Raw genomic sequence first — 17,346 nt, 5'->3', positions numbered from 1 at the left:
GTCGCAAAAGTTGAGCCGCAAGCCGAAACAAGTGGAGCGACTAGCGAAGCAAAATTATGAATAATTGCTGCGCCAAACCGCTATTAACAATATCGCCCAAAGCCATTGCGCTGCAGCGGGTTTTCCGAACACAAACGCCATGAAGAACTGTTACCGCCACGGGAGCAGTGAGGGGCTTTGCCGCAGAATGATTTGGCGATCGGCGCAAGTCGATCCTTTCCCTTACCCACCGGATATCGGTCTCCGTCAAGGCGGCCGCTTGTTTCGAGGCAGAACTGCATGAGCATCGTCTCCAACTCGATCATCAACGCGGACGCGGAAGCCCGCTATCTCAGCCCTGGCGAACTCGACCAGATCAAGTCCTTCGTGGGCGCTGGTCAACGTCGTATTCGCGTCGCCCAGGTTCTCGGAGAAAGCCGCGAGCGCATCGTCAAGACCGCTGGTGGCGCCCTGTTCCAGCGGCGTCCCGACGTGATTTCCCCCGGCGGCAACGCCTACGGCGAGGAGATGACCGCTTCGTGTCTTCGCGACATGGACTACTACCTGCGCTTGGTGACCTACGGGATCATCGCCGGCGATGTGACCCCCATTGAAGAGGTTGGCATCATCGGAGCCAAGGAGATGTATCGCTCCCTCGGCACTCCCCTCGATGCCATGGCTGAGTCCGTGCGGGAAATGAAGAACGCCGCCATGGGCCTACTCACCGGCTCTGACGCTGAAGAAGCCGGTTTCTACTTCGACTACGTCATTGGCGCCCTCTCCTGAGGCAGCGTTCTTTTACTACTCCCCGCCACCACAGCTGGATTCATGCAAGACGCGATCACAAACGTCATTAATCAGGCCGACGTTCAGGGCCTGTACCTAGACGACTCCGCCATGGGCCGCCTGGAGCAGTACTTCACCAGTGGTGAACTGCGCGTCCGCGCCGCTGCCACCATCAGCGCCAATGGTTCGGCCATCATCAGAGAGGCCGTAGCCAAGTCGCTGCTGTATTCGGATATCACCCGTCCGGGCGGCAACATGTACACCACCCGTCGCTATGCAGCCTGCATCCGCGATCTGGATTACTACCTGCGCTACGCCACCTACGCCATGCTGGCTGGCGACACCTCCATCCTCGATGAGCGGGTCTTGAATGGTCTCAAAGAGACCTACAACTCCCTGGGTGTACCCATTGGTGCAACCGTTCAATCCATCCAGGCCATGAAGGAAACCACCGCTGCCTTGGTGGGTCCGGATGCCGGCCGTGAAATGGCTGTCTATTTCGACTACATCTGCTCCGGCCTGGGCAACTGATCCCTGCCATCGGCACACCCGAGGATCATCTCCATGCGTCTGTTCAAGATCACGGCTTGCATTCCTTGCCCGGAAAAGAGCCGCTCCCAGCGTGAGCTTCAAAACACCTATTTCACCAAATGGGTGCCCTACGACAGCTGGTTCGCTGAGCAGCAGCGGATCATGAAGCAGGGCGGCAAGATCCTCAAAGTGGAACTAGCGGCTGGGCGTCGCCAACAGAACGTCGGCAACTGATATTCAGTACCTCTCGTTTCTCCCCAAGCTCGGCAGATGCCGGGCTTTTTTATTGTTTGACTCTGGTTGGCGGGGGTAGACAACACCCCCCCACTCACGGCTCAATGGGTTGACGTTGGCCCCACCTCTGCCACTCCCCAATTTCAGCCTTGGCCCGCACCGCAACTCACAACCCCCACCGCGACGCAGTTAGCGGTTCTCCGAAGGCTGGGGCGCTGCTGCCGTTGCCCTGGTCCCAGTGGCCAGCAGAAGCCAGATTACTTCTGGGCATGGTGGCGCTCTGGAGCCTGATCGGACTACTGGTGCTCACCTCCGCCAGTTGGTGGGTAGCTGAACGGGAGATGGGTGACGGCGCCTTTTATCTAAAGCGCCAGTTGATTTGGATGGTTGCCAGCTGGGGACTGCTCTGGCTCGGCCTACGCACCAGCCTGCGGCGCTGGTTGCACCTAGCTCCCCTGGGGTTGTGGGTTGGCATCGCTCTGGTCGCAGCCACCCTGGTGATGGGCAGCACTGTCAACGGCGCCAGTCGCTGGCTGGTGCTTGGACCGGTACAGCTGCAGCCATCGGAATTGGTCAAGCCTTTTGTGGTGTTGCAGGGCGCTGCCCTTTTTGCCCACTGGAAGCGCATCGGCAACGATCAGAAACTGCTCTGGCTAGGGGCATTTGGGGCCCTGATCCTGCTGATCCTCAAGCAACCAAACCTCAGCACCGCCGCCCTATCGGGGCTGCTGCTCTGGCTGATGGCCCTGGCTGGGGGGGTTTCCCTGCCCCTGCTGCTCGGGGCAGCCGGAGCGGGAGGGCTGCTTGGCAGCGGCAGCATCATGCTTAACGAATACCAGCGTTTGCGGGTTGTGTCCTTCCTGGATCCCTGGCGAGATGCCCAGGGGGACGGCTACCAACTGGTGCAGAGCTTGATGGCGATCGGCTCAGGAGGCCTCCTAGGCGAGGGGTTTGGCCTTTCCACCCAGAAGCTGCAATACCTGCCAATCCAGAGCACCGATTTTATTTTTGCAGTTTTTGCTGAGGAATTTGGCTTCGTGGGCTCGCTGGTGCTGCTGCTGTTTTTGCTGCTGTTTGGCTTTGTGGGACTGAGGGTTGCCCTCAGCTGCCGCAGCAACCAGCAGCGCCTAATCGCCATCGGCTGCACCACCTTGCTGGTGGGCCAATCCATCCTCAATATCGCCGTAGCCAGCGGTGCCATGCCCACAACCGGCCTGCCACTGCCCCTGATCAGCTACGGCGGCAACTCCTTGATGGCCAGCCTGCTTGTTTGCGGCCTATTGATCCGCTGCTCGCTGGAGGCAGGTGGTCTTGCCCCTACCCCCCGGCGCCGGCGCACCGCAGCTGCCCGATAGGCTGATTAGATGATCAGTTTTGGGCCCCAACTGGCCGATTGGGCCCGCAGCAGCGAGGCGCTACTGCAGCACTCCCTGGCCAGCCCCACCCCCACCACCGTTGGGGTTGTTTTTGCTGGCGGCCTGCTCACGAGCCTGGGGCCCTGCTCCCTGTCGCTTTTGCCGGTCACCCTTGCCTATCTGGCTGGCTTTGGCGGCACGCCCGGCGTTAAGCCCAGCCAGGCTCCCTGGCAGCGCAGCCTCAGCTTTGCTGCCGGCATCGTGGCCTCCCTGGTGCTGCTGGGCCTGGTTAGCGGCCTACTGGGCCGGATCTACGGCCAAATCCCCGGGCTGATTCCCACGGTGGTGGCTGTGCTGGCACTGCTGATGGGCCTAAACCTGCTGGGCCTGCTGAAGCTGCCCCTGCCCGCCGGACCCGATCCTGAAATCTGGCGGCGCCGGGTGCCAGCTCCCCTGGCTCCGATAGCCGCAGGCCTAGCTTTTGGTCTGGCCGCCACACCCTGCACCACCCCTGTGCTGGCGGTGCTACTTGCCTGGATGGCCCAAAACGGCAAGCCACTTGTGGGCATGTTGCTGCTCACCAGCTTTGGAGCCGGTCAGGTGGTGCCGCTGCTGCTGGCCGGCACGGCGGCCGCCAGCCTGCCGGGCTTGCTGAGCCTGAGGCGGCTGGGCCAATGGGTTCCCCCGATCAGCGGCGTGGTGCTGGTGACCACCGGCGCCCTCACCCTGGTGGCCAACTGGCGATGAAAGCCTTGCTGCGGCTTGTGGGCTGGATCTCCGATCTGCGGGTGGCGATCGTGCTGCTGCTGGTGATTGCCAGCACCAGTGGCGTCGGCACGGCCATCCCCCAGCGGGAACCAGCCGAGCTCTACCACCGGCTCTATGACCCCCAGCCCTGGCTTGGACTACTTAACGCTGATGGGGTGCTGGCACTGCAGCTCGACCATGTGTATTCCAGCGGCTGGTTCCTGGGGCTGCTGGCCTGGCTGGCCCTAGCCCTGCTGCTGTGCAGCTGGCGCCGCCAGTGGCCCGCCCTGCAGGCCGCCCTGCGCTGGATCGACTACAGCTCCCCCCGCCAGCTCAGCAAGCTGAGCGTGGCCGAAACCCTCAGCACCGACACCCCCAAGACGAGCCTCGATCGGCTGGCCGGACTACTGCAGAGCCAGGGCTGGCAAATTCAGCGCCACGACGACCGCCTAGCCGCCCGCAAGGGGCTGCTGGGCCGGGTCGGACCCCTGCTGGTGCACGCCGGCATGGTGGTGCTGATGCTCGGGGCCGCCTGGGGGGCACTTGGGGGGCAACGGGCTGAGCAATACCTGGCCCCCGGCCGCAGCCTGGAGCTGATGGACAGCCGGGGCAGCAGCCAACTCACCCTCGCCCTCGACCACTTTTCTATCCAGCGCGATCCCGCCGGGCGACCTGAGCAATTCACCTCCCAGTTGCGCATCTTGGAGGGCGATGGCAGCGGCGGCAGCCTGCTGAAGCAGGCCGAGATCAGCGTCAACCATCCGCTGCGCTTCCAGGGGGTCACCATGTATCAAGCCGACTGGGCCCTGGCCACCATCAGCCTGCAACTGGGCAAAAGCCCCCTGCTGGAGCTACCGCTGCAGAGCTTTCCTCAGCTAGGCGAACAGATTTGGGGCATCGTGCTGCCCACCCGTCCCGATGGCAGCGAGCCGGTGCTGCTCAGCCTGGGCAGCGAACAAGGGCCTGTGGAGATCTACGGGGCCGACGGAATCTCCCTAGCTCGCCTAGCTCCAGGCGGCCCAGCGGTGGAGGTGAAGGGGCTGCCGATACGGGTTGAAAGCGTGCTGCCCGCCAGTGGCATCCTGCTGAAGCGGGATCCGGGCGTGCCTTTGGTGTACGCAGGATTTGCGATCGCCCTAGCCGGTGGTGGGCTCAGCTTGCTTGCTACGCGTCAGCTTTGGGCCATCGCCGAGCAGCCAGCCGGCCAAGCGGGCCAGCTGCATGTGGCCGGACTCTGCAACCGCAATCTCACCGGCTTCGCTGCCGAGCTGCCCCAGATGCTCGCCCAGCTTTAACAAGCCAGCCGCATGCCGTGGCTGGCGCGCACCACGGTGTGAACGTTGCCGCGGGGGTGAAAATCAGCCTCCAGCTGCATCCACTGGGGATCGGTGGCGGCAACCAGATCATCCAAGATGCGATTGGTCACCTCTTCATGGGAAATGGAGCGGTCGCGGTAGCTGTTTACGTAGAGCTTGATCGCCTTGAGCTCCACCACCCGGGGGCCGGGCTGGTAGATCAGGCGCAACACCGCAAAATCGGGGTAGCCGGAAAAGGGGCACTTACAGGTGAACTCCGGCAGCTCGATCGAAATCTCGTAGGCACGGCCAGGCCTGGGATTGTTAAAACAGATCAACTCCGCTTCAGCGATGGCACGCTCGCCATACATAGGCGTCTGGGTGAGGGAGGACGCGCTGGCAGAAGCTGGGCTGGAAGACATCGGAGCAAGGAAAGGGAAAGGGCCAGTGCCACTAGGCGATCTTAAGGAAAGTGGCCGCAGCCAACGGCTGCCCTGGCCGGTAGCAACCGCTACGACGACCCCCACAAAGCTCGGGCCTAATGGCACTACTCCCTACCATCGGCAGGGATTTCCTGAGAGACTTCCTACTTAGCCCGAGCTGTTCCTATGAAAAAAATTGAGGCCATCATTCGTCCCTTCAAGCTCGAGGACGTCAAGGTCGCCCTGGTCAATGCGGGGATCGTGGGCATGACCGTGAGCGAAGTGCGGGGTTTTGGCCGTCAAAAGGGCCAGGTGGAGCGCTACCGCGGCTCTGAATTCACCGTCGAATTCCTCCAGAAGCTCAAACTTGAGATCGTTGTCGATGACGACAAGGTGGACACCGTGGTGAGCGCCGTTCAAGACGCTGCCCGCACCGGCGAAATCGGCGACGGCAAGATCTTCGTGAGCACAATTGATTCGGTGATTCGAATCCGCACCGGTGATCGGGACAGCGGCGCCATCTGAGCGCCAGCTCCCCTTTTGATTTTTATTCCCTGGGGGTCAGCGTGCTGGCTACCAGGGTTTTTATTTGCTCTGGGCTGATTGGCGCAGGGCTGATTGGCGCAGGGCGGAGTTTTGGGTCGCTTTGGGCTGGTTCAACAAGCTGTTCAACAGGCTCAAAAGCATCCCCTGCCCCATCAGCCATTCCGACCTGGCCATCGCAATCGGAGCGCCGCAGCCAGAGCAGGTATTCGTGGTTGCCGGCAGGTCCGGTGATCGGTGAGGCCACCAGGCCGCAGGCCACCAAGCCCAAGCCAGTGGCCGCGGTGATCACCCCTTCGATGGCATCGCAGTGGGCAACCGGATCACGCACCACCCCGCCCTTGCCGACCCGGCCCTTGCCCACCTCAAACTGGGGTTTAACCAGCAGCAGCAGATCCACGGGTGCTTGGGGTTGCAGCAGCGCCAGCAGCGCCGGCAGCACCAAGGCCAGGGCAATGAACGACACATCGGCCACCGCTAGATCGGGCCAGGGGTCCTCGGGCCCATAGAGCTCGGCCGGGGTGAGGTGACGCAGGTTGGTGCGCTCCTTGAGCACTACCCGAGGATCACTGCGCAGGCTCCAGGCCGTCTGGCCGTAGCCCACATCAATTCCGTAAATGCGGCAGGCCCCGTGCTGAAGCAGACAATCGCTGAAGCCGCCAGTGGAGATGCCGCCATCAAGGCAAACGCGCCCCTGCACGGCGATGGGGAAGGCCTCCAGAGCCCGCACCAGCTTTTCGCCACCCCTTGATACGTAGCGGGGAAGCTGCTGCACCAGCAGCTCCGCCTCCGGCAGCACCTCGGTGCCTGGTTTATCGAGCACTTTGTCGCCTTGGCGCACCCGCCCGGCCCTAATCAACTGCTGGGCCTGCTGACGGCTAGCCGCCAGGCCGCGGGCCACGAGCTCCAAATCCAGTCGTTGCTTGCGGGCCATGGCGCTCCACGTTTTGTGATCAAACCACAACGCAAACGGAACAGATTCCAAGCATCTCTGCCTCCGCACCAAAACCCAGCAGAGGATGGCGCTCAGAAGTTGATCCGGCACCGATGGCCACCCCAATCCGGACCGCAAATGCTGCAGCCAATGTGCTGGAACTGCTCTATCCCGGCAGCTTCGTCAAACTGCGCAATCAACCCTCCGACCTACCCCCCTTCCAGCTGATCCAGTGCCGCGGCGGTCGCTGCTGGGTGCGGCAGCAGGCCTGGGGCCAGCAGGTGCATTGGGAGGTGGAGCACCAGCGCCTAACGACGGCTGCCTAAGGGGCGCACCCATACATTGGTCTGGACGTGAGCCAGACGCGGCCTTGATCGAGCGTTACACCCTGCCCGAGATGGGCAACCTCTGGAGTGAAGAGGCCAAGTTTCAGAGCTGGCTTGATGTGGAGATCGCCGCCACCGAGGCCAACTGCGAGCTGGGGCGGGTGCCTGCTGAGGCGGTTGCCACGATTAAGTCCAAGGCCAGTTTTTCAGTGGAGCGGATCCTCGAGATCGAGGCCGAGGTGCGCCACGACGTGATCGCCTTCCTCACCAACGTCAACGAGCACGTGGGGGATGCGGGCCGCTACATCCACGTGGGCATGACCAGCTCCGACGTGCTCGACACGGGCCTGGCCCTGCAGATGAAGGCTTCGGTGGCCCTGTTGCGCGCCGAGCTCGACCTGCTGGCCGATGCCCTCAGGGCGCTAGCCCGCGAGCACAAGGGCACGGTGATGATTGGCCGCAGCCATGCCATCCACGGCGAGCCGATCAGCTTCGGCTTCAAGCTGGCCGGCTGGCTGGCCGAGGTGGAACGCAACCGCGAGCGACTGGAGCGCTTGGAGCGGGTGGTGAGCGTGGGCCAGATCAGCGGCGCCATGGGCACCTACGCCAACACCGACCCCCAGGTGGAGGCGATCGCCTGCGCCAAGCTCGGCCTGGAGCCAGACACCGCCAGCACCCAGGTGATCGCCCGCGATCGCCACGCCGAATACGTGCAGACCCTGGCCCTGGTGGGCGCGGCCCTAGAGCGCTTCTCCACCGAGATCCGCAACCTGCAGCGCACCGACGTGCTCGAGGTGGAGGAGAACTTCGCCAAGGGCCAGAAGGGCAGCTCGGCCATGCCCCACAAGCGCAACCCGATCCGCAGCGAGCGCATCAGCGGCCTGGCCCGGGTGCTGCGCAGCTACGTGGTGGCGGCCCTGGAAAACTGCGCCCTCTGGCACGAGCGCGACATCAGTCACAGCTCGGTGGAGCGGATGATGCTGCCCGACTGCTCCGCCACCCTGCACTTCATGCTGCGGGAGATGACCGAGGTAGTGAAGAGCCTAGGGGTCTACCCAGACAACATGGCCCGCAACATGAATGTGTACGGCGGCGTGGTGTTCAGCCAGCGGGTGCTGCTGGCCCTGGTGGAAGCCGGCATCAACCGCGAAGACGCTTACCGGATTGTGCAGCGCAACGCCCACAGCGCCTGGAACACAGACGGCGGCAACTTCCGCGCCAACCTTGAAGCCGACGGCGAGGTGACGGGCAAGCTCAGCGCTGAGCAGCTGGCTGAGTGCTTCAGCACCGATCTACATCAGGCCAACCTGGGCGTGGTCTGGCAGCGACTAGGGATTTGAGCCGGCAGACAGTTCAGGGCTCCCTCGTAGCGGCTGTCAATCGTGGTCATCGCTTGGCGAAAGCACCACCCCACTCAAGCGCCTGGGCGGTGGTAGGGCCCGCCTTGCTGAATCGAGCTGGCCCGGTAGAGCTGCTCCAGCAGCAGCAGCCGCGCCAGCTCGTGGGGAAAGGTCATCGGTGAGAGGCTCAGGCGCCAGTGGGCCCGTCCCTTGAGCGCCGGGTCGAGGCCATCGGCCCCACCGATCACAAACGCCAGCCGCTCCGAGCCAGAGCCTTCAAGCGCCTTGGCGAAGGCCAACGAGTCGTAGCTTTGGCCCTCCTCGCACAGGGCAACCAACTGCTCGCCGCCGCGCAGCTCAGCGGATAAGGCCTCCGCCTCGCGAGCCATGCCACCATCCCGCAGCTCCACTATCTCCAGCCCCGGGAGCCGCCTGCGATAGAGGGCAATGCCCTCTTGCACCCAGCCCTTGCGCACTTTGCCCACGGCCAGGATGCGGATGCGGGCTGGGTTGATCACTGCCTAGGGGCCTTTAATCAAAATGTTGTACAGGGAAGCCGCGTTCAAGAGGGGGCCAAGGGGCTCCACACTTTGAGCAAGACGTTGATTGAGACTCGTCCAGCCATTACGGGCTACAACGATCACATCACCGTTCTGCAGAGCAGGGTTGTTGATTGAGCCAAGTGTGGCTCCTGGCTCAAAACGCAACCGAGTTGAGGCAACTGTGCCGTCGCTCTGCATTCTCAACAGGCGAATGAAGTTGGCATCGGCTCTCAGCTGATTGAGGTCTCCGGCTGCCATTACCGCCTCGGTGAGCGAGCTATTGGAGCGAACTTGCTTGAGACCGGGAGCATTAACTTCTCCCACGACCATAACGGCAATGGCATCAGCAGAAAGATTCGACTTACCAGCCCTGATCAAAATCTCATTAGAAGTGACACCTTCAAGCTTGGAAACTTGAACTGTGTCCCCATCCATCAACAGTGGATTGACCGTCTGAGACTGGCCCAAAAGAGTAGACAGAAAATCAAAGCGGAAGCTGGTCTTGGGCGATTCAGGCCTGCCTCCCTGACGGATCAGCACAACATCAGAGAGATTGGCAGTGGCAGTAATGCCCCCTGCTTTCTGAACCGCATCGACCAAGGTGGGCCAACCGGCACTGGAAACGGTGGTCTGCTGGGCGCCGACAGCTTGGAGACTGGAGCTATTAGCCTGTGGGGTGAGGCTATAGAAGCCGGGCTTCTGAACCTCCCCAACCACGGTGATCCGCACCGGACGGGGAGCAATTAGATCGAGATAGACCAGAGGTCTGCGCAGGTAACGGGAATACAAGCTTGTAATCCGTTTCTGAGCTTCATCCAGGCTGAGGCCCCAGACGGGCACTGAGTTCAACCGCGGCAAGTTGATAGTGCCATCGCTGAGTATCTCCACTTCTGCGGCGTAGCCTTCAACCTTGAATACGGACATACGCAACCGGTCCCCAGGGCCGAGGCGATAGCGAAAGCTCCTGCCCGGATCTGCTGGCCACACAGCAGAGGCGCTCGGCAGAGCTCCTGAGGCCCCAGGCATGGGGTAAGCCTTCAGCTGGGGCTGAGCCAGCGCCGCCAGGCAGCTGAAGGGGACACCCAGTGCTGTGGCCAGCATCAGCCTGGCCAGGGGCCTGCAGGGAGCAAACGGTTGGGAATGGAAATCTGCAGGCAAGGGTCCTGGAAGGCGATGGGGTTTGGAAATTGGCGTGGCAGCTAAGCCAGTGCGGTGTCTAGTCGGGGCTAATCTTCACCTACTTTGAGCCCAAGCGTGAAGGGGAAGGAAGGGACCATTTTGAATCAACCAGCCCCGGTAGCCCTTCCTCTTCAGCAGGTAGAGGCTGAGCTCGCCCCTTACTTTTTGTTCAGCTCCCAGGGGCTCGACCTTTATTTGCTGCCCGGTGAACATTTTGCACCCTATGCAGACGCAGTCGGCATTCTGCGGGAGCTGACCTACCGCCAGCAACTTTCTGGATCGGGGCAGACCCGTGACCTCGATAGCAGGGATTGCTTCTACGACCACTTCCTACTGGTGGAGGGCTGTAGCGGCGAGCTGGCAGGCTCTGCCCGGCTCCAGTTCGTGCCTCGACATGACTGCGGCAACAGCGGCGAATCCGGCGCCGAGACGCCTCTTCCAGGAGGTCATCAGTCCTACCTCGAGCACGTTTATCCAGGCATCAAAACGGTTCTGGCCCAGAGAGGCAATCACCTGGAAATTGGCCGAGTAGCACTTGCGCCCCGCTTCCAGCGCCAGCCTCACACCTTGATGTGCCTGTTTAGGGGCGGACTTCAGGTGGCAGTTTCCTCTGGCTACCAATCCATCCATGGGCTGGTCTCCTACAACCATTTTGCCTACAGCGACGCAGTCAACCAAAGCTTTCTGGGCAGCCTGACGCGGGCACCATTTCTAGAAACGGAGCTGCCCTGCCCCCAGCCCCGCCATTCGCTTAGCTGGCTTGCACCAATGGAAGCCCAGGGATCCATCGAGACCATTCAGGGGCTTGAACAGCAGATCAGGGAGCAACTAGAGCCAAGCTTTCGGTTGCCCGTGCTGCTCCGCCAGTACATCAACCTGATGGAAGCCAGGGTTCGAAACCTCTCCCTGGCCCGTGACTTCAATCAAATCACCGAAATCCTGATGGCTGCCGACCTCAGCCGCATCCCCCGCCGTCGTCTACAGCACTTCATCGACTTCGTCCACCAACCTGTCTACCGGCGTTTCAGCTGGTACCGAGGCAGCTGAACCAGCCCTCTGGGCTGGTACGTTTCCATGCAGTCGCTTTGGGGTCCTCGATGCGCGCGAACCCTGAAAACGACCAGGCTGAATCCCTGCCCTTGAGTCCCGCGAATCCTTCCCGCCGACCCAGCTCTGAGGCCCATCTGCCTACAAACTCCGGGCAAGCAACTGCTTCAGTCTCGCTGCAAAACCCCGACGATCTTCAGGATCGGTTGACTCAGATCCTGATTCAGATCTCAGGAGCTGACCCTGCCCAGATCACCCCTGAGGCCCGCCTGATCGAAGACATAGGCATTGACTCCTTGGGCTTCTACGAAATTCTGATCGAAGCCGATGAGTCCCTCGGCATCAAAATCCGGGAGGAAGACCTGCTCAAATTCCGAACGGTGGGCGATATTCAGAACCACCTGAGGTCCATGGAGCAACCCGATGCGCAAGCCTTCTGAACGGCTGGCGGTTACCGGCTGGGGCTCGATAAACCCATTAGGGCACGACCCCGAAAGCACCTGGAAAGCAATACTCTCGGGCCGCTCCGGAGTTAGCTCACTGGCTGATGAATGGGCAAAAGACCTGCCTATCCGGTTGGCAGGTCGCGTACAGCAAGACCTATGCGAGACCCTAGAGCCCCTGCTGCAACGGCGCCTGGATCGCTGTTCCCAACTGGCCCTGCTGGCAGCCCGCCAAGCATGGGCGCAAGCTTCACCCCACCTCTCAGGTGTAGATCCTGCCCGAATTGCAGTTGTGATTGGCACGGGGATAGGTGGCCTGGCCACGCTTGAGCGCCAGCACACCATCTTGCTGAATGCGGGCCCGACACGGGTTAACCCCCTGACTGTGCCAATGCTGATACCCAATGCAGCGGCAAGTCATATTGCTATCGACCTTGGACTTCACGGAGGGGCCCATACGCCAGTTTCAGCTTGCGCGTCTGGCGCCGAAGCCCTGCTGCTGGCCCAGCTACTGATCACTGACGATCGTGCTGACGTGGTGTTGGCAGGTGGCACAGAAGCCCCTGTGAATCGACTGGGATTGGTGGGGTTCGCCGCAATGCGGGCGCTCTCTAGTCGTAATGAGGAACCTGAGCAGGCTTCCAGGCCCTATGGCCAGGACAGGGACGGTTTCGTGCTGTCCGAGGGCGCAGGCGTATTGGTATTGCAAAGGGAGCGGGACCTGGCCAGCGGAGCACCTCCTCCCTTGGGAATAATCCAGGCCTGCGGTTGCAGCAGCGATGGTCACCACATCGTTGCCCCTGAACCAGAAGGCCTGCAAGCAAGCCAAGCAATTGCCGATGCCCTGCAGCGGGCGGATCTGACAGTGGCGGACCTCAGCTTCGTCCAGGCTCACGCCACGGGCACACCAGTGGGAGACCTGGCAGAGTCGCGAGCCCTGCGCCGCGGTCTAGGCAATGCCCTAGACCACATGCCTGTAACAGCACCTAAGGGCCAGTTGGGACACCTACTCGGGGCAGCCGGAGCAGTGGAAACCATCCTTGCCCTACAAGCTTTGCGTCAAGGAATAGTGCCGCGCAGCCTGAACTCAAACCCTCTCGATCCAGCCGTAAATCTTGCAGTGGTTCAACAGGAGTCGCTAGTACTGCCAAGCCATAACAGCGAGCGCTATGCCCTCAAGAATGCATTCGGCTTCGGCGGTCACAACATCAGCTTGATCCTGGCCGCCTGATCACCCCTTATCGGTTCTACTGGGAAGGTTGGTGCTGCGGGCGTAGTAAGCCTGCACAGCTGCCTTAAAGCTGCCGACGTCGCAGTTTCCTTCCGGCAGCTGCAAATCGCTGGCACGCCCTCGCCGGCAATAAATAGTTCCTAACGGCGCAGTAAGCCTTGACAGCAGCAATCTAAGGGGGCGATAGCGCAAGTCCTCCGGACTCGGCAAGCCTTCCTGCACAAAAGTCCATGGCACAACAAGGGCATTGTGACGACGGGCTAGCAGTAAGGGGCTCGCCGAAACTCTCTGATCTATTGGGGTAACCAGTGAACCATTAGGCGCCAGGATCACTTGGCCCCGATCAGCCAAGGTACGGGAAGCGGCATACAGAGCAGCAGTGCGCGATTGTCCATCTTTGTGATTCATCAGCGCATGGCCCGCGTTGGCAGCCGACTGAGAAAACCAGGGCATGAAGTGGCTCATATGCAGGTTGGCAGTTGTGATACTTGGCAACCTGATCACCCCTTGCACCACCAGCACATCGATCGGACTTGTGTGATTCCAGATATGAACCAAGGGCACGCCAACTGGCTCGCCGGGCTGGCTGTCATCAAGGACCACCTGTACGCCAAGAGCCCTTAGTCCCGCCCCGGCTGTACAAGCGAGCAACCAGGAAGCAGCACGCTTAAATCCCAACGCGAGAGCTAGCAACTGCAAGCTATAAATCCCAAAAAACCCTGCAGCCCAGCCCAAACGGCCTAGTAGCCGAGGCAGCTGGATTACGCCAGATCTGCGGCTAGGCATGGGGGCATCGGGCAGCTGGGGAGAAGGCGCTAACCGGCGAGCATCGGGACCTATGGGGAAAGTAGTCCGGAAGGGGAAGTCGCCATCAAAATTGCCATTAACTTGAGTGCTAGTAACCAGGTGGGAGTAGAAGCGATAAAAAAGTGGCCGATCACTAGTCTGGGGCTCCTGCCAGAATTGATCCAGAGGTTTCTGATCAGTAAGGCCAGGTAAGTTATAAAAAGTTTGCCCCATAACCTTTGTAGGCACAGCATGGAATAGGGCCTGCAGCCCAACCGTACTGTTGACCGTTACCACGCCCCTGCAGGCCCGCAGAAAACGGCTCAAGGCACCATCGTGAAAATAATGCACACGACCGGAGACTCCGTAACGGGTGGCCAAAAGCTGAATTAGCCTGCCGTAATGGTTATAGCCACGATCACGCGGATGGTGCTTAAAGGCCAGATGATCGGAGGCATGGGCATTAGCCGCAAACGAACCGATTACATCCTCAATAAAATCATGCATACCCCGATAGGGAGAACCCATCTGGATCTGTGAATCACTAGAGACCTGAAGCACCACCAAGAAGTAAGAGAGATGCTCAAGCAGTCTCGCCTTGATTGAACGTTCACTAAATCTGTAGAGCCAGAAACGCCAATTGCCACGCACTTGGCACCAGATAAACTGAGGCGAGGGTTGTAACTTGTGCTCACCCTCGATAATCGGATAACTAGTGAAAGCGTGCTGGAGGAAAGTTGGGGCCTTCCAAATCTTGCGCCAGCGCCAACCTGGCTCCAGACAACCACCAGGCAAGACATTCACAGGCGGCAGGGACCTATAAAATTCAAGTGGTTGATTTAGGTTAGAGCGGGAGTTCACCCTATCCCGCTCTAAGCTTATGTAATTAGGCCTTATATAGCCGAGTTCAAACACCCAAGCCTCAATGCCAATGCGCTGAGCCTCCTCGATTGCGACGCGATGGGGAATTATAAAATCTCCATACATAAAGATGTGGCGAATTCCGCGCTCAACCAGCAGCTGGCGCAAAAAGGGGCGCCACTGCTCCATTGAGCCGTTAAAAGGCACGCGAACATCTCGCGCAAAACCAAATTCATGCAGGGGGAAAGCCACCTTGACGACCGGGATACCACAGCCGCGGAGGTAGTTGCAGAAGCGTGCAAAAAAGAGACCAATCGGGCCCATCAACAGCAACACAGGGCCATTGATCTGTACATGAACCAAAGTCGCAGGCCTGGAAGAGTTCAAAAGAGTATCCCTTGAGCTTGATCTGGAGTTAATTTTGCCATGTTGAGAATAATGAAGGTGTCCATATTTAAGCAGTGGAAGATGCGCGCCATGCCACCAGCTCGTCGATGGCCTGCTCTGGGGTGATCTGCCAGCCACTGCGACGACTGACGTAGCGCGGGTAAGCTATCAATGCCCCAAATACAAGAGCATCTAGACTAAGCTTTCTCCCTCGACGAGAGCAACTGTGGGCATCCTTGGTAAGACCCCAGCCGGCGTAGAAGGGAAGTCCCCAAACATGGACCTCTATGCCTCGCAGCAAAGCTTCGAATCCGGCCAAAGAGGTGAGCACGTGAACCGCATCTACTTGAGCAAATAATTGCTGCACCGAAGCCTCTCGTAGCACCAAATCAGCTACCAACAAGGCTTGACTTTCAGCAACGGAAGATCGACGCAGCCCCGCGACTACGTCGGGATGGGGCTTATAAATAATATATGCATCTGGCTCCGCATTGCGCACGGCTTTAAGCAGCTCCAAGTTGGTTCTTATTCCTGGTGCGCCAAATCGAATTGAAGCATCACTTTCTACCTGTCCTGGCACCAGTACTACCCGCCGCAATCCAGATGGTCTATGCCAAGCTGGAGCCGAAAGATTGTATTTAGTAATTGCCTCTTGAACTAGACGCTGGCGCAGGGCAGCGGCCCGTTCGAGCTGCTCAATACTGGGATCAGCAGTCGCAAGCCAGCTTTCCAACGCTGAAGGCCGGGTGGAGTCGTAATAGACACCCTGGTGATCTACCACCCAAGACAAAGGGCTTGGAGGACGAGCAGCCCTGATCCCAACATTATTAAGTAGCTGAACTATTCGCAAATGAATCTTATTACCAAATCCAACTGAGCGCAGAAAGCCATCTTCCACCTGAATTACTCGACCAGGATGCGCCAACAAAAGCTGCTCAGAAGCCCGGCCCCAGTGGACAATCTGCCTATGGCGTTGCCGCACTCGTGAGCGCAAAAAAGACAACTCGCAACCAGGCATAAAGCGCCGCAAGAAGGGTCTTTTCCAGCGTGTAAAGCCAAGCGCCCCAGCCTGGGCGGGATCGGCAGCCAATCTCTGACGTTGCAAGCCAATCGAACACACTAGATCTTCAACTTCGCAGGGCTTAAGAGTATGAGGATCGATATAAACTGCATACTCGACCAGAGCTGCATGCACAAGATCGGCCAGCTGTCGCTGGCCTGCGGAAGCCCGTCGAGACGGCGCAGGCAGTTCATCATGGGTTAGTCCCCAGCCAGCGAAGAAAGGAAGTCCGAAGCAGTAGACCTCCTTCCCCCACATCAAGGCTTCAAAGCCCAGCTGGGAAGTCACCACATACACAGCCTCAGCCAGCTCAAGCAGAGCCGCGGGATGACCACCACTAGAATCTAAAGTTATGCGGGAATCAGCTAGTTGTTCGGCCGTAAAATGGCCCTTTTTTCTACCAGAGACCACATCGGGGTGGGTTTTGACCACCACTTTGAGACCAGGATGATTTCGAAGTGCCGCGGCCAACATGGCGGCAAACTGATCTTGAGAACCTGAACCCAGTCGTATCGAAATATCGGCAACGGTTTGGTCAACCACCAGTACATAGGGCTGAACAGGTGCCGGTACATCGGCAGATTGGTTGTACTTGCTGACCCGCTGCTCGCGCCAGAGGCGCTGCAGGTTCATCGCGCGAGCCAGCTCGTCAGGGCTGTGATTACGGGCAATCAGCTGCTCAAGACGGCTGGGTTCTGAGACGTCGTAATAGATCCCTAAATCATCTAGGACCAGACCAAGAGGCGGGCAGTCTGCTCCCAAACCCAGGGAACGAACAAAGGCATCTTCACATCGCCAAATGGGTAGACCACGGGCGACAGCAAGCCGCTCAGCAGCGCGAGCGCTGGGCTTGCGTCCCCAGGCCAGCAGAGCATCCAACTGCTCACGACCGCAGCGACCCGAACCGCGCACCAAGCTGAAAGGAGACAGCAGGGCCTTCAAGGTTGCGTGACGGAACATTCCTGCATCCGGCAGGCCCAGTCGAACTGCGGAGGATGGATAGACCAAAGGCGGGGGGCGCTACGGATTCCCTTGAACCAAGGTACCGACAGGTGAAGACTGCTAGCTTCGATTTCCGTACTGAAAGCAGTAGTCCGGTCATCCGACGCATGCAGATCCAAGGCCCTCTAGACAGTCTTTGTGCCGCTATCTCGGCCGAAACGGGCATGCCTTCTGGTCGGATCAAAAAAGTTGTGCTTGCGCTCCAGCGACACCAAAGCAGCACCTGCCTGGAGTCGGCGCCCGAGCCCCAGGCGCCTGAAGATCCCCTGCGCTTCTACCCCCTTGGTGCCAACGGCAGACTGCGCCCCCCCAGCGG

At 60.1% G+C, this 17,346-nt stretch carries 18 protein-coding genes; 12 read left to right on the top strand and 6 right to left on the bottom strand.

Translation table 11 applies throughout. The features are described 5' to 3' along the window. The first annotated feature begins 279 nt into the window (after nucleotides 1-279). From U9970_RS01635 to U9970_RS01610, 6 genes are all read left to right on the top strand, one after another. The gene (locus tag U9970_RS01635; RefSeq protein ID WP_106502340.1) at nucleotides 280-765 is read left to right on the top strand and encodes a globin family protein; all 486 of its coding nucleotides are present in this window, start codon (nucleotides 280-282) and stop codon (nucleotides 763-765) included. Nucleotides 766-807: 42 nt separating this feature from the next. Next, a complete protein-coding gene (apcB, locus tag U9970_RS01630; RefSeq protein WP_255022911.1) occupies nucleotides 808-1,296 on the top strand; it encodes an allophycocyanin subunit beta in 489 nt (162 codons plus the stop codon). Between the two features lie 33 nt (nucleotides 1,297-1,329). After that, nucleotides 1,330-1,530 carry a phycobilisome linker polypeptide gene (locus tag U9970_RS01625; protein ID WP_106502342.1) on the top strand — a complete coding sequence of 67 codons (201 nt, stop codon included), beginning with the start codon at nucleotides 1,330-1,332 and terminating at the stop codon, nucleotides 1,528-1,530. Between the two features lie 215 nt (nucleotides 1,531-1,745). Then, nucleotides 1,746-2,885 carry an FtsW/RodA/SpoVE family cell cycle protein gene (locus U9970_RS01620; protein WP_322765982.1) on the top strand — a complete coding sequence of 380 codons (1,140 nt, stop codon included), beginning with the start codon at nucleotides 1,746-1,748 and terminating at the stop codon, nucleotides 2,883-2,885. A gap of 9 nt (nucleotides 2,886-2,894) precedes the next feature. Then, nucleotides 2,895-3,632, top strand: coding sequence for a cytochrome c biogenesis protein CcdA (locus U9970_RS01615; protein WP_254937410.1), 738 nt, complete (start codon nucleotides 2,895-2,897; stop codon nucleotides 3,630-3,632). Next, the gene (locus tag U9970_RS01610; protein ID WP_322765981.1) at nucleotides 3,629-4,927 is read left to right on the top strand and encodes a cytochrome c biogenesis protein ResB; all 1,299 of its coding nucleotides are present in this window, start codon (nucleotides 3,629-3,631) and stop codon (nucleotides 4,925-4,927) included. The genes U9970_RS01615 and U9970_RS01610 overlap by 4 nt, the downstream gene beginning before the upstream one ends. Here the strand turns inward: U9970_RS01610 and queF are convergent. Continuing rightward, the gene (queF, locus tag U9970_RS01605) at nucleotides 4,924-5,349 is read right to left on the bottom strand and encodes a preQ(1) synthase (protein WP_322765014.1); all 426 of its coding nucleotides are present in this window, start codon (nucleotides 5,347-5,349) and stop codon (nucleotides 4,924-4,926) included. The two genes, U9970_RS01610 and queF, sit on opposite strands and share 4 nt — an antisense overlap. A gap of 186 nt (nucleotides 5,350-5,535) precedes the next feature. On the opposite strand from queF, the gene U9970_RS01600 reads away from it, so the two are divergent. After that, a complete protein-coding gene (locus tag U9970_RS01600) occupies nucleotides 5,536-5,874 on the top strand; it encodes a P-II family nitrogen regulator (protein ID WP_254937407.1) in 339 nt (112 codons plus the stop codon). Between the two features lie 22 nt (nucleotides 5,875-5,896). Here U9970_RS01600 and U9970_RS01595 read toward each other — a convergent pair whose 3' ends face one another. Next, entirely contained in the window at nucleotides 5,897-6,826 is a 930-nt protein-coding gene (locus U9970_RS01595; protein ID WP_322765013.1) for a TlyA family RNA methyltransferase, read from the bottom strand. Nucleotides 6,827-6,939: 113 nt separating this feature from the next. On the opposite strand from U9970_RS01595, the gene U9970_RS01590 reads away from it, so the two are divergent. Beyond that, nucleotides 6,940-7,152: a hypothetical protein gene (locus U9970_RS01590; protein WP_322765012.1), complete on the top strand. Its 213-nt coding sequence runs from the start codon at nucleotides 6,940-6,942 to the stop codon at nucleotides 7,150-7,152. 44 nt (nucleotides 7,153-7,196) lie between these two features. Next, nucleotides 7,197-8,492 (top strand): adenylosuccinate lyase, encoded by a 1,296-nt coding sequence (purB, locus tag U9970_RS01585; protein ID WP_322765011.1) that lies wholly within the window; start codon nucleotides 7,197-7,199, stop codon nucleotides 8,490-8,492. A 74-nt stretch (nucleotides 8,493-8,566) separates the two neighbouring features. On the opposite strand, the gene U9970_RS01580 is transcribed toward purB, so the two are convergent. Both U9970_RS01580 and U9970_RS01575 read right to left on the bottom strand, forming a co-directional pair. Beyond that, nucleotides 8,567-9,007 carry a 23S rRNA (pseudouridine(1915)-N(3))-methyltransferase RlmH gene (locus U9970_RS01580; protein WP_322765980.1) on the bottom strand — a complete coding sequence of 147 codons (441 nt, stop codon included), beginning with the start codon at nucleotides 9,005-9,007 and terminating at the stop codon, nucleotides 8,567-8,569. A 6-nt stretch (nucleotides 9,008-9,013) separates the two neighbouring features. Further along, a complete protein-coding gene (locus U9970_RS01575; RefSeq protein ID WP_407653098.1) occupies nucleotides 9,014-10,060 on the bottom strand; it encodes a polysaccharide biosynthesis/export family protein in 1,047 nt (348 codons plus the stop codon). 318 nt (nucleotides 10,061-10,378) lie between these two features. Between U9970_RS01575 and U9970_RS01570 the strand changes: the two genes are divergently transcribed. The 3 genes from U9970_RS01570 to U9970_RS01560 all read left to right on the top strand — a co-directional run bounded on the left by U9970_RS01570 (nucleotide 10,379) and on the right by U9970_RS01560 (nucleotide 12,934). Continuing rightward, nucleotides 10,379-11,260: a GNAT family N-acyltransferase gene (locus U9970_RS01570; RefSeq protein ID WP_322765009.1), complete on the top strand. Its 882-nt coding sequence runs from the start codon at nucleotides 10,379-10,381 to the stop codon at nucleotides 11,258-11,260. Between the two features lie 206 nt (nucleotides 11,261-11,466). After that, nucleotides 11,467-11,700, top strand: coding sequence for an acyl carrier protein (locus U9970_RS01565; RefSeq protein WP_322765008.1), 234 nt, complete (start codon nucleotides 11,467-11,469; stop codon nucleotides 11,698-11,700). Beyond that, on the top strand, nucleotides 11,684-12,934 hold the full coding sequence (locus U9970_RS01560) for a beta-ketoacyl-[acyl-carrier-protein] synthase family protein (protein WP_322765007.1): 1,251 nt from the start codon (nucleotides 11,684-11,686) through the stop codon (nucleotides 12,932-12,934). Before U9970_RS01565 ends, U9970_RS01560 begins: the two co-directional genes overlap by 17 nt. Here U9970_RS01560 and U9970_RS01555 read toward each other — a convergent pair whose 3' ends face one another. Beyond that, nucleotides 12,935-14,968, bottom strand: coding sequence for a capsular polysaccharide export protein, LipB/KpsS family (locus U9970_RS01555; RefSeq protein WP_322765006.1), 2,034 nt, complete (start codon nucleotides 14,966-14,968; stop codon nucleotides 12,935-12,937). It lies immediately after the preceding gene. Nucleotides 14,969-15,035: 67 nt separating this feature from the next. Continuing rightward, nucleotides 15,036-16,970 (bottom strand): capsular polysaccharide biosynthesis protein, encoded by a 1,935-nt coding sequence (locus U9970_RS01550; protein ID WP_322765005.1) that lies wholly within the window; start codon nucleotides 16,968-16,970, stop codon nucleotides 15,036-15,038. Nucleotides 16,971-17,346 lie beyond the last annotated feature (376 nt).

It is taken from the genome of Cyanobium usitatum str. Tous (genome assembly GCF_963920485.1).
In the GTDB taxonomy this organism is placed as follows: Bacteria; Cyanobacteriota; Cyanobacteriia; order PCC-6307; family Cyanobiaceae; genus Cyanobium_A; species Cyanobium_A usitatum_A.
Note: the sequence above shows the minus strand (reverse complement) of the source record. Positions and strands in the feature narration are given on the sequence as shown.

Excerpts from the sequence above, each read along its gene's own strand:
- apcB (WP_255022911.1), top strand. The coding sequence starts at position 808 with ATGCAAGACGCGATCACAAACGTCATTAATCAGGCCGACGTTCAGGGC.
- queF (WP_322765014.1), bottom strand. The coding sequence starts at position 5,349 with ATGTCTTCCAGCCCAGCTTCTGCCAGCGCGTCCTCCCTCACCCAGACG.
- U9970_RS01560 (WP_322765007.1), top strand. The coding sequence starts at position 11,684 with ATGCGCAAGCCTTCTGAACGGCTGGCGGTTACCGGCTGGGGCTCGATA.
- U9970_RS01590 (WP_322765012.1), top strand. The coding sequence starts at position 6,940 with ATGGCCACCCCAATCCGGACCGCAAATGCTGCAGCCAATGTGCTGGAA.
- U9970_RS01600 (WP_254937407.1), top strand. The coding sequence starts at position 5,536 with ATGAAAAAAATTGAGGCCATCATTCGTCCCTTCAAGCTCGAGGACGTC.
- U9970_RS01625 (WP_106502342.1), top strand. The coding sequence starts at position 1,330 with ATGCGTCTGTTCAAGATCACGGCTTGCATTCCTTGCCCGGAAAAGAGC.
- U9970_RS01610 (WP_322765981.1), top strand. The coding sequence starts at position 3,629 with ATGAAAGCCTTGCTGCGGCTTGTGGGCTGGATCTCCGATCTGCGGGTG.
- U9970_RS01595 (WP_322765013.1), bottom strand. The coding sequence starts at position 6,826 with ATGGCCCGCAAGCAACGACTGGATTTGGAGCTCGTGGCCCGCGGCCTG.
- U9970_RS01635 (WP_106502340.1), top strand. The coding sequence starts at position 280 with ATGAGCATCGTCTCCAACTCGATCATCAACGCGGACGCGGAAGCCCGC.
- U9970_RS01615 (WP_254937410.1), top strand. The coding sequence starts at position 2,895 with ATGATCAGTTTTGGGCCCCAACTGGCCGATTGGGCCCGCAGCAGCGAG.
- U9970_RS01575 (WP_407653098.1), bottom strand. The coding sequence starts at position 10,060 with ATGCCTGGGGCCTCAGGAGCTCTGCCGAGCGCCTCTGCTGTGTGGCCA.